We start from the raw sequence: 10,626 nt of genomic DNA on the forward strand, positions 1-10,626 counted from the left end.
CAGGACGCGGACGCGGCCTGAGGCGCGCGAACGCCCGGCCGCTCAGGCCGGGTCGCTCTTGGTCAACAGCGTGAAGTGCTCCACCACGGGTGGCTGCGCGAAGAACGGGCCGACGATGGCGCGCCATTCGGCGAACAGCGGGCCTTGCCGGAACTTGACCGTGTGGTCCTCCAGCGTGTCCCAGAAGATCTGCAGCACGTAGCGCTCGGGCGACTCGATGCCCTTGTTCACCTTGAAGCCGCGCATGCCTTCGGCGCGCGAGATCACGGTGCGCAGTCCGCGGTCGATGGCCTCGTCGAAGGCCGCCTGCTGGCCATGGGCGATGCGGATGTCGGCGAGTTCCAGGATCATGGTGCGTTCCGTCAGGGATCAGTGCTGCGAGGCTGGCAAGTCTACCGTCAGGCCCTCCAGCGCCTCGCCCAGGGCGATCTGGCAGCTCAGCCGGCTGTTCGGCTGGCAGGGCGAGGCGGTGAACTCCAGCATCGCGCGCTCGTCCGCCTCAGCCGGCGGCAGTTGCGAGGCGAAGGGCTCGCGCACGTAGACATGGCAGGTGGCGCAGGTGAGCAGGCCGCCACAGTCGGCCTCGATGCCGGTGGCGTTGGCGGCCACGGCGGCCTGCATCAGGCTTTCGCCGGGACGGGCGCTGATGGTCGTGGTGGTGCCGTCCGCATGGACGAGATGGCAGGTGATGGACATGGTCAGAAGCGGCCGAAGTACTCGCGCCGGTGGAACTCGTCCTTGTCCTCCGCCGCATCGTAGCGTTGCTGCTCCGGCTGCTTGAGGCGGACGTAGTAGTCGATGAAGTCGGGGCCGAAGGCCTGGCGCAGCGCCTCGTCGGCCTGCAGGTGCTGCAAAGCCTCGCCCAGGGTGGTGGGCAGCAGCTCGCCGCCGCCGGCGTAGGGGGCATCGGTGGCCGGCGGCGCGCGCAGGCCGCGTTCGATGCCGTCCAGCCCGGCGTGGATCTGCGAGGCGAAGTACAGGTAGGGGTTGGCCGAAGGCTCGCCGACGCGGTTCTCGATGCGGGTGCCTTCGTCACCGCACTGACCCACCACGCGCAGCATCGCGCCGCGGTTGTCACGCCCCCACAGCACCGCCTGCGGCGCCAGGGCATTGGGGCGGAAGCGGCCGAAGCCGTTCACCGTGGGCGTGCAGAAGACGGCCATGGCCCGCGCGTGCGCCAGCAGGCCGGCCAGGTACTGCTCACCGACCGCCGACAAGGTGTGGCCCGCGTCGATGGGCGTGCTGCCGGCGGCCGGCGCCTCGCGGCGAAAGACGTTGCGGCCCGTCTTCGCATCCACCAGTGACTGATGCAGGTGCCAGCCGCTGGACATGATGTTCGGGAAGGGCGGGCGGCACATGAAGGTGGCGTGGTAGCCCGCGCGGCGCAGCGCCATGCGCACGGCATTGCGGAACAGCACCATGTTGTCGGCCGCCGTCAGCGCGTCGGTGGCGTCGAACACTGCCTCCACCTGGCTCGGGCCGAGTTCCACCTCCAGCGACAGCAGCGGCAGGCCCAGCGCCTGCGCGGTGCGCTGCACGATGCGCAGCGGCTCCTCGGCGAGGTCGTACCAGGCCTCGGTGAGCAGGTTGTAGCCCGGGTGCACCAGTCGCACCTGCGGCGCCGGCGGCGGCCAGGCGGACTGCGCCGGATCGAGCATGGGTTGCTCGCCCTCCAGCCGGTAGATGTGGAACTCGACCTCCAGCCCGCAGCGCATGCCGAAGCCCGCCGCCTCCAGCCGCTGCAGCGCGCGCTGCAGCACGCGGCGCGTGTCCAGCTCCACCGGCTGGCCGTCCTGGAACCAGGGCTGCGCGCGCAACCAGCCGGTCCCGGGCGTCCACGGCAGCACGCGGAAGCTGGCCGGATCCGCCAGCAGCATCAGGTTGTTGGCGAAGCCGAAACCGGGCAGGGTGGATGTGCCACCGGGCTCGAACACCTTGTAGGCGGTGCGGTCGGAGGTGTCCTTCAGCATCAGGGTGCTGACCAGCCCCACGCCCTCGCGCAGCGCGCCCTCCGCAGCTGAAGCGACGAGCGTCTTGCCGCGCAGCACGCCGTGCGGGTCGCACCAGGCGAAGCGCACGAGCTCCAGCCGCTCGGCCTCGATGCGCTGCGCGACCTGGCGCACCGCCTGCTCGCGCGCGGCATCCTGCAGGCCGCAACGGGCCGCGAAGCTCGTCATGCGGGTTGCGTGGTGGCCGAGCCGGCGGCCGGGGCCGCGGCGCCGGGGGTGCCGGCCTGCCAGGGCGAGCCCGCCCGCTTGGCGGCCACGCGCTCCTGCCACCAGGTGGCCCAGGTGCCGGCGGGCGCGATGCCGTCGACCGTGTCCGGCCCCTGCGCGGCGGCCGCGACCGCCGCCTCTGCCACGCCGGGCGCCGTGCCGCCTGCCTGCACGGTCTCGATGGCCTTCAGCAGCATGCGCCGGTTGGCCATGATCACCTTGTCACTGGTGCCCAGGTGCTCGCGCGTGCGGTCCTGGATGGCGCCCATGCTTTCCACCGCCCACTGGTCGTGCACGTTGATGTCTTCCTCGCCCATGCCCAGGTAGGTGGTGCTGCGCTGCTCGTCGGCGTTGAAGCCCCAGTTGTTGTGGCGGCCCGCCTTGGGGATGTAGTCGGGCAGGCTGATGAACTGCTGCCGCTGCTGGCGCATGGCCTCCTTGTCCACCGGGCCGGCGAAGCTGGTGAACACCGAGTACCAGTAGGTGCGCTCGTCATCCACCGGCACGTGCATCTGCGTGATGGTGAGCGTCTCCGACAGCGGGATCACGAAGGTGTGCGGGAAGATGGCGTTGGTGATGCGCACATGGGTCAGCTCCTCCGTCATGGGGCGCAGGGCGGTGAGCCGCAGGCCCCAGGGCTGGCTCTCGAAGCTGATCTCGGGCTGGCAGAACTCGCGCATGATGCGCGTCATCGGCCAGCGCTCGCCGCCCTGGAATTCCCCCGCGCTGGCGCTGCGGAACTGCTTGCCGGCCGGGTTGTCGCCGATCGAATCGAGCGGGGCATCCTGCAGGAAGCGGTGCAGGAAGGAGGGGTGCGCCGGGTCGATGCCGACCTCGAAGGCCTGCAGCCAGTTGCAATGCCACAGGCCCTTGAATGCGAAGGTGTGGGTGCCCGGCGCCGTGAAGCAGTCGAAGGCGGGGAAGGGCGGCGGCTCGCGGCCTGCATCGCCGAACCAGCCAAACAGCACGCCGCTGCGCTCGATCACCGGGTAGCTGCGCTGCTGCACGCGATCGCAGAGGCGGCTGCCCGTGGGCTCGGCCGGTGTGTCGAGGCAGCGGCCGGTGGCGTCGAACTTCCAGCCGTGGAAGGGGCAGCGCAGGCCGTCGCCCTCGTGCCGGCCGAACGAGAGATCGGCATTGCGATGAGGGCAATCCCGATCCAGCAGACCCCATCGGCCCTGGTCGTCCTTGAACAGCACCAGGTCCTGGCCCAGCACGCGCACCGCCTTCAGCGGGCGGCCGGCCATGCGGGGGTCCAGCCGGGGATCGAACTCGTCGACCAGGGCCACTGGCTGCCAGTATTGGCGCATCACGGCGCCACAGGCGGTGCCCGGGCCGATGCGGGTGATGAGCTCGTTCTGATCTGCCTTCATGGGGTGGCTTTCGGTGAGGGGGTGAAAACGGTATACCGAATTGGTGATGCAGTGTACAGTTCACGCCATGAGCCTGCAAGAAACCGTTCTGATGCAGTTGCGCGACCTGATCCTGCGTGGCGAGTTCGAGCCGGGCCGCCGCCTGGCGGAGCAGCAGCTGGCCGAGCGCCTGGGCGCCTCACGGACGCCGGTGCGCGCCGCGCTCGTCACGCTGGAGCAGGAAGGCCTGGTCGAAGCCAACGACACCGTCGGCTATGTCGTGCGGCAGTTCACCGCGCAGGAAGTGGCGGATGCCATCGCCGTGCGCGGCCATCTGGAAGGCATGGCCGCGCGACTGGTGGCCGAGCACGGCGTCTCGCGCCAGCTGGAGGGCGGCCTGCGCGCCTGTCTGGCGGAGTGCGACGCGGCACTGGCCGCGAACCCGCTCACGATGGAAAGCTATGCGCGCTACGCGGAGGCCAACGACCGCTTCCACGCGCTGATCCTGGAGGCATCGGGCAACCGCGCGCTGCAGCGGGCCATTGCCCTGAACGACAAGCTGCCCTTCGCACCGGCCTCGGGCATGCTGCCCATGCAGTCCACGCTGGAAGCGGACCGCGACTGGATGCACTACGCGCACCGGCAGCATCACATGCTGTTCGATGCGCTCAAGCGCGGCGAAGGCGCCCGGGCGCAGGCGCTGGCGGTGGAGCACACCGAGGTGGCGCAGATGAACCTGCGCCTGGCGCTGGAGCGCCGCAGCGAGACCGAGCGCGTGCTGCCCGCGATCCGGCTGGTGGTCGGCCGCTGATCACGGCCTCGCGCGTGTCCGGTCAGGCGCGGGGCGCAGTGGCCGCCTGCAGCATCGCCGCGCACAGCCGCACGGCGTCATTCGCCTCGTCGAGGACCTTGCCCATGGTGATGAAGCCGTGGATCTGCCGCTCGAAGTTCACCAGCGTGGCGCGCGTGCCGGCGCTGGACAGGGCGTGCGCGTACTGCAGGCCTTCATCGCGCAGCGGGTCATAGCCGGCCGTCAGCACCAGCGCAGGCGGCAGGCCCGCCAGATCGGCGTGCAGCAGCGGCGAGGCGCGCCAGTCGAGGTTCTGCGCGGGGTCCGGCAGGTAATGGTCATGGAAGTAGTCCATGGTGTCGCGCGTGAGCAGGTAGCCCTCGCCATTCGTGGTGTGCGAGGGCGCGCCGCGCCGCTGGTCGGTGGCCGGATAGATGAGGAGTTGATAGACCGGCTGCGGTTCGCCGGCGTCTCGCAGGGCCAGTGCCACGACCGCCGCCAGGTTGCCGCCAGCGCTGTCGCCGCCCACGGCCAGGCGCGAGGCATCGACGCGCAGGGTGTCGGCGTTGTCGCGCACCCAGCGCGTGGCCGCCAGCGCATCCTCCATCGCGGCCGGGAACGGATGCTCGGGCGCCAGCCGGTAGTCCACGGCGACCACGGCGCAGCCGGAAAGGTTGCACAGCTCGCGGCACAGCGTGTCATGCGTGTCCAGGTCGCCGATCACCCAGCCGCCGCCGTGGTAGTACACCAGCACCGGCAGCCGGTCCGCCGCGGCCGAGCCGAGCGGGCGGTAGCTGCGCAGCGGGATGGCACCCGCCGGGCCGCTGGCGGCGAGATCCACGACTTCGGCCACCTCGGGGGGCGCGGGCTGGGTGAAGGTGCGCCGCTCGCGGTAGAAGCGCCGGGCCTCGGCGGGGGAGAGCGTGTGGGTGGGCGGCAGGCCGCGCTCGTCGATGAGGTTCAGCAGGGCTCGGGCCTGGGGGTGCAGCATGAATGAATCCTCCGGTGTGGCGGGCAGTGTAGGGCGATGCCGGGCGCAGCGCAGCGCGATTGTGTTTATGCTTCCCGCATGAAGCTGCACAACTACTTCCGCTCCTCGGCCTCGTTCCGGGTGCGCATCGCGCTGGCGCTCAAGGGCCTCTCCTATGACTACGTGCCGGTCCATCTGGTCAAGGGCGAGCACCGCCAGGAGAAATACACCGCCGTCTCTGCCTCGGCCCTGGTGCCCACGCTGGAGACGGACGCGGGCGACCAGCTCGGCCAGTCCATGGCGATCATCGAATACCTGGAGGAGACCCACCCGCAGCCGCCGCTGCTGCCTTCGGATCCCGTGGCCCGTGCGCGCGTGCGCGCGCTCGCCCAGCTCATCGCCTGCGAGATCCACCCGCTGAACAACCTGCGCGTGCTGAAGTACCTCACCCATCAGCTCAAGGTGGACGAGGCGACCAAGAACACCTGGTACCGCCACTGGGTGCGCAACGGCCTGGAACTGTTCGAGGCGGAACTGGCCCGGCTGCCGGCCGGCCGCTACTGCTTCGGCGACACGCCCATGCTGGCGGACTGCTGCCTGGTGCCGCAGATCTTCAACGGCCGCCGATTCGACGTCGACTTCAGCGGCCTCACCCGCACGATGTCGGCCTTCGACGCCTGCATGGCCCACCCGGCCTTCCAGCAGGCCCAGCCGTCGAACTGTCCGGACTTCGAGGGGTAGGAAACGTGGACCGCTGGGGTTTCGCTTCGCTGCACCGCCAGCCTACAGGGGCGGGCTTCGTACCTGTGTCTTCGTAGGCTGGGGTGCAACCCCAGCGGTTGACATCGCACCCGCCCCAGGCCGTCAGGAACGTCATGCTCATCGCGCCCCAGTGGCCCGCCCCCTCACGCGTGCGGGCGGCCTGCACGGAACGCGCAGGCGGTGTCTCGCTGCCGCCCTATGACAGCCTGAACCTCGGGGACCACGTGGGCGACGTGCCCGCCGCCGTGGCGCGCAACCGCGCGCTTCACGCCCAGGCGCTGGGGGTGCGGCCGGTGTACCTGAAGCAGGTCCATGGGTGCGGGGTGGTGCACGTCACGGCGGAAACGCCCGATGGCACCGAGGCTGACGCCTGCTGGACGGCCGAGCCAGGCGTGGCCTGCACGATCATGGTGGCGGATTGCCTGCCGCTGCTGCTGGCGGATCGGGATGGGCGCGTGGTCGCCGCGGCGCACTGCGGCTGGCGCGGCTTGGCCGGTGACGCCGGGCAGGGCGTGCTGGAGACGCTGTGGGCCACCGTGTGGCCTCAACTGGCCGCAAGCAGCGAGGCCGCCGCACCCGGCATGCTGGCGTGGCTGGGGCCCTGCATCGGGCCGGACGCGTTCGAAGTCGGGCCCGAGGTGCGTGCGGCCTTCATGGCCACGGACCCCGGCGCGGACCGCTGCTTTCGCCCGCTGCGTGAGGGCAAGGACTTGGCGGACCTGCCGGCGCTGGCGCGCAGGCGGCTGCACGCGCTGGGCATCACCGCCATCAGCGGCAACGACGGCAGCACCGCGTGGTGCACCGTGAGCCAGCCCTCAAGGTTCTTTTCGCACCGGCGCGACCGCGTGAGCGGCCGCCTCGCCGCCGCCATCTGGCTGGGCTGAGGCGGCGTCTGCTGCCGCGGCCGCGGCCTGCGCCTCGCGCGCCTGCCGCGCGCGCCGACGACCGGGGTGTCCCATCAGGTAAACCACCAGCGCGACGGGGCCGACACCGTACATCAGAAAGGTGAGAATGGCACCCAGGACGCTGCCATTGGCATGGGTGGCCTCGGCCACGGCCATCATCAGGGCGACATAAATCCAGGCGATGACGATCAGGTACATGTCAGCACGGCGGAAAAGAATGGCGATGTTGCGCCGCAGCAAAAATGATGTGATACTTCGGGTTAACCCGAATAAGTACAGCAGGAGACAGCATGAATTCTGATGCCAACTGGTTTGCCCAGGCCCAGCAGTTCCAGCAAGGCCTCACGTCGCAGTGGGGCCAGGCCCTGCAGGCCTTCCAGCGTGCCGGCGGCGAGGCGGGTGCGGTGCCGCACCTGCAGTTCGATCCCGGCAAGCTGCAGGCCCTGCAGCAGGACTATGTGCGCGAGGCCACCGAGATCTGGAACCAGGCGCTCACCGGCGGCTTCCATCCGGCCGACAAGCGCTTCGCCAGCGAAGCCTGGTCGCGCAATCCGATGGCGGCCTTCTCGGCGGCGGTGTACCTGCTGAACGCCCGCACCCTGATGGGCCTGGCGGATGCCGCCGACGCCGATCCCAAGACCAAGGCGCGGCTGCGCTTCGGGGTGGAACAGTGGCTTGCCGCCTCGGCGCCCAGCAACTTCCTCGCGCTCAACGCCGACGCCCAGCAGAAGGCGATCGAGACGCAGGGCGAGAGCATCGCGCGCGGCATGCAGAACCTGCTGTCGGACATCCGCCAGGGCCATGTGTCGATGACTGACGAGAGCGCCTTCGAGGTCGGCCGCAACGTGGCCACGACCGAGGGCGCGGTGGTGTTCGAGAACGAGCTGTTCCAGCTGATCGAGTACAAGCCGCTCACCGCGAAGGTGCATGAGCGGCCGTTCCTCGTCATCCCGCCCTGCATCAACAAGTTCTACATCCTCGACCTGCAGCCGGACAACTCGCTGATCCGCTACCTGGTGGAGCAGGGCCACCGCACCTTCGTGGTGAGCTGGCGCAACCCCGATGAATCCCTGGCGCAGAAGACCTGGGACGACTACATCGGCGACGCGGCCATCAAGGCCATCGGCGTTGTGCAGGAGATCTCCGGCGCGAAGCAGATCAACGCGCTCGGCTTCTGCGTGGGCGGCACCATCCTCGGCACGGCGCTCGCCGTGCTGGCGGCGCGCGGCGAGAAGCCGGTGGCCAGCGCGACCTTCCTCACCACCTTCCTCGACTTCTCCGACACGGGCGTGCTGGACATCTTCGTCGACGAGCCGATGGTCAAGTTCCGCGAGATGCAGCTGGGCCAGGGCGGCCTGATGAAGGGCCAGGACCTGGCGTCCACGTTCAGCTTCCTGCGGCCGAACGACCTGGTGTGGAACTACGTGGTCGGCAACTACCTGAAGGGCGAGACGCCCCCTCCCTTCGACCTGCTGTACTGGAACAGCGACTCCACCAACCTGCCGGGGCCCATGTACACCTGGTACCTGCGCAACACCTACCTGGAGAACAACCTCGTGAAGCCGGGCCATTGCACGGTCTGCGGCGAGAAGGTGGACCTCTCCAGCGTCGACATCCCGGTGTTCATCTACGGCTCGCGCGAGGACCACATCGTGCCCATCGGGGGCGCCTACGCCAGCGTGAAGCACCTGCCGGGCAAGAAGCGCTTCGTCATGGGTGCCTCGGGCCACATCGCCGGCGTGATCAACCCGCCCTCCAAGAACAAGCGGTCCTATTGGACCAACGACAAGCTGCCCGCCACCTTCGACGCCTGGCAGAAGGGCGCGACCGAGCACGCCGGCAGCTGGTGGCCCGACTGGGCCGCGTGGCTCAAGGCCCACGCCGGCAAGCAGATCCCCGCGCCCAAGTCGTACGGCAAGGGCACGAAGTACAAGGCCATCGAGGCGGCGCCCGGCCGCTACGTCAAGGACAAGGCCTGAGGGCGCGCCGCCCCGGCCTGAACCCCCCATTCAGACAATCACACAGGAGACCGTCATGGAAGACATCGTCATCGTTTCCGCCGCACGCACTGCCGTGGGCAAGTTCGGCGGCTCGCTCGCCAAGTTGGCCGCGCCCGAGCTGGGTGCCATCGTGGTGCGCGAGGCCCTGGCCCGCGCCAAGGTCGACCCCGCCCTGGTGGGCGAGGTGATCATGGGCCAGGTGCTGGCCGCGGGCTCCGGCCAGAACCCGGCGCGGCAGGCCGCGCTGAAGGCCGGCCTGCCCAAGGAAGTGCCGGCCCTGACGATCAACGCGGTGTGCGGCTCCGGCCTGAAGGCCGTGATGCTGGCGGCGCAGGCGGTGGCCTGGGGCGACAGCGAGATCGTGGTCGCCGGCGGCCAGGAGAACATGAGCGCGTCGCCGCACGTCCTGATGGGCTCGCGCGACGGCCAGCGCATGGGCGACTGGAAGATGGTCGACTCCATGATCGTCGACGGCCTGTGGGACGTGTACAACCAGTACCACATGGGCATCACCGCCGAGAACGTGGCCAAGGCCTACAGCATCGACCGCGCCGCGCAGGACGCCCTGGCGCTCGCCAGCCAGCAGAAGGCTGCCGCCGCGCAGGAGGCGGGCCGCTTCAAGGACGAGATCGTCGACGTCGTCATCCCGCAGAGGAAGGGCGACCCGCTGGTGTTCAACACCGACGAGTTCATCAACAAGAAGACCAGCGCCGAAGCATTGGCCGGCCTGCGCCCGGCCTTCGACAAGGCGGGTTCGGTCACGGCCGGCAATGCCTCGGGCATCAACGACGGCGCCGCCGCCGTGGTGGTGATGTCCGCGAAGAAGGCCGCCGCGCTCGGCCTGAAGCCGCTGGCGCGCATCGCCGCCTTCGGCACCTCCGGCCTGGACCCCGCCACCATGGGCATGGGCCCGGTGCCGGCTTCGCGCAAGGCGCTGCAGCGCGCCGGCTGGAACGCGCAGGACGTGGACCTGTTCGAGCTGAACGAGGCCTTCGCCGCCCAGGCATGCGCCGTCAACAAGGAGCTGGGCCTGGACCCGGCCAAGGTCAACGTGAACGGCGGCGCCATCGCCATCGGCCACCCGATCGGCGCCTCCGGCTGCCGCATCCTGGTGACGCTGCTGCACGAAATGCAGCGCCGCGACGCGAAGAAGGGCCTGGCCGCGCTGTGCATCGGCGGCGGCATGGGGGTTTCCCTCGCGGTCGAGCGGGCCTGATCGGGTTACAACACCAACGACGACCACACAGGAGAACGATTCATGAGTCAGAAAGTCGCTTACGTCACCGGCGGCATGGGTGGCATCGGCACCGCCATCTGCCAGCGCCTGCACCAGGAAGGCTTCAAGGTCATCGCCGGCTGCGGCCCCACGCGTGACTTCAACAAGTGGCTGGGTGAGCAGGCCGCGCTGGGCTTCACCTTCTACGCGTCCGTCGGCAATGTGGCCGACTGGGATTCCACCGTCCAGGCCTTCAGCAAGGCGAAGGCCGAGCACGGCCCCATCGACGTGCTGGTCAACAACGCCGGCATCACGCGGGACCGCATGTTCCTGAAGATGACCCGCGAAGACTGGGACGCGGTGATCGAGACCAACCTCAACTCCATGTTCAACGTCACCAAGCAGGTGGTGCCCG

Annotated in this window: 12 protein-coding genes; 6 read left to right on the forward strand and 6 right to left on the reverse strand. The window is 69.7% G+C overall.

All coding sequences use genetic code 11. The features are described 5' to 3' along the window. Positions 1–42 precede the first annotated feature (42 nt). From ACE3T5_RS19295 to ACE3T5_RS19310, 4 genes are read right to left on the reverse strand one after another with little or no spacing between them, the layout of a single operon-like run. Positions 43–351, reverse strand: a complete 309-nt coding sequence (locus ACE3T5_RS19295) for an antibiotic biosynthesis monooxygenase (RefSeq protein WP_374669732.1) — start codon at positions 349–351, stop codon at positions 43–45. 18 nt (positions 352–369) lie between these two features. After that, the gene (locus ACE3T5_RS19300; protein WP_374669733.1) at positions 370–696 is read right to left on the reverse strand and encodes a 2Fe-2S iron-sulfur cluster-binding protein; all 327 of its coding nucleotides are present in this window, start codon (positions 694–696) and stop codon (positions 370–372) included. A 2-nt stretch (positions 697–698) separates the two neighbouring features. Continuing rightward, entirely contained in the window at positions 699–2,177 is a 1,479-nt protein-coding gene (locus ACE3T5_RS19305) for a glutamine synthetase family protein (RefSeq protein WP_374669734.1), read from the reverse strand. Beyond that, positions 2,174–3,589 carry a Rieske 2Fe-2S domain-containing protein gene (locus ACE3T5_RS19310; protein WP_374669735.1) on the reverse strand — a complete coding sequence of 472 codons (1,416 nt, stop codon included), beginning with the start codon at positions 3,587–3,589 and terminating at the stop codon, positions 2,174–2,176. Before ACE3T5_RS19310 ends, ACE3T5_RS19305 begins: the two co-directional genes overlap by 4 nt. 67 nt (positions 3,590–3,656) lie before the next feature. Here ACE3T5_RS19310 and ACE3T5_RS19315 point away from each other — a divergent pair, with 67 nt between their 5' ends. Continuing rightward, complete coding sequence (locus ACE3T5_RS19315) at positions 3,657–4,379, forward strand: GntR family transcriptional regulator (protein WP_374669736.1); 723 nt, start codon at positions 3,657–3,659, stop codon at positions 4,377–4,379. Positions 4,380–4,401: 22 nt separating this feature from the next. Here ACE3T5_RS19315 and ACE3T5_RS19320 read toward each other — a convergent pair whose 3' ends face one another. After that, positions 4,402–5,349, reverse strand: a complete 948-nt coding sequence (locus ACE3T5_RS19320; protein ID WP_374669737.1) for an alpha/beta hydrolase — start codon at positions 5,347–5,349, stop codon at positions 4,402–4,404. A 78-nt stretch (positions 5,350–5,427) separates the two neighbouring features. Here ACE3T5_RS19320 and maiA point away from each other — a divergent pair, with 78 nt between their 5' ends. Beyond that, positions 5,428–6,069 (forward strand): maleylacetoacetate isomerase, encoded by a 642-nt coding sequence (maiA, locus tag ACE3T5_RS19325; protein ID WP_374669738.1) that lies wholly within the window; start codon positions 5,428–5,430, stop codon positions 6,067–6,069. A 134-nt stretch (positions 6,070–6,203) separates the two neighbouring features. Next, positions 6,204–6,974, forward strand: coding sequence for a peptidoglycan editing factor PgeF (pgeF, locus tag ACE3T5_RS19330; protein WP_374669739.1), 771 nt, complete (start codon positions 6,204–6,206; stop codon positions 6,972–6,974). Here pgeF and ACE3T5_RS19335 read toward each other — a convergent pair. Further along, complete coding sequence (locus ACE3T5_RS19335) at positions 6,906–7,193, reverse strand: hypothetical protein (protein ID WP_374669743.1); 288 nt, start codon at positions 7,191–7,193, stop codon at positions 6,906–6,908. The genes pgeF and ACE3T5_RS19335 overlap by 69 nt on opposite strands. A 92-nt stretch (positions 7,194–7,285) precedes the next feature. Here ACE3T5_RS19335 and phaC point away from each other — a divergent pair, with 92 nt between their 5' ends. From phaC to ACE3T5_RS19350, 3 genes are all read left to right on the forward strand, one after another. Next, positions 7,286–8,974, forward strand: coding sequence for a class I poly(R)-hydroxyalkanoic acid synthase (gene phaC, locus ACE3T5_RS19340; protein WP_374669740.1), 1,689 nt, complete (start codon positions 7,286–7,288; stop codon positions 8,972–8,974). A 55-nt stretch (positions 8,975–9,029) separates the two neighbouring features. Then, positions 9,030–10,211, forward strand: a complete 1,182-nt coding sequence (locus tag ACE3T5_RS19345) for an acetyl-CoA C-acetyltransferase (protein WP_374669741.1) — start codon at positions 9,030–9,032, stop codon at positions 10,209–10,211. Positions 10,212–10,253: 42 nt separating this feature from the next. Then, positions 10,254–10,626, forward strand: a 373-nt coding sequence (locus ACE3T5_RS19350; RefSeq protein WP_374669742.1) for an SDR family NAD(P)-dependent oxidoreductase, incomplete at its 3' end; no start/stop codon positions are given.

This window comes from Ramlibacter sp. (genome assembly GCF_041916345.1).
Lineage (GTDB): Bacteria > Pseudomonadota > Gammaproteobacteria > Burkholderiales > Burkholderiaceae_C > Ramlibacter.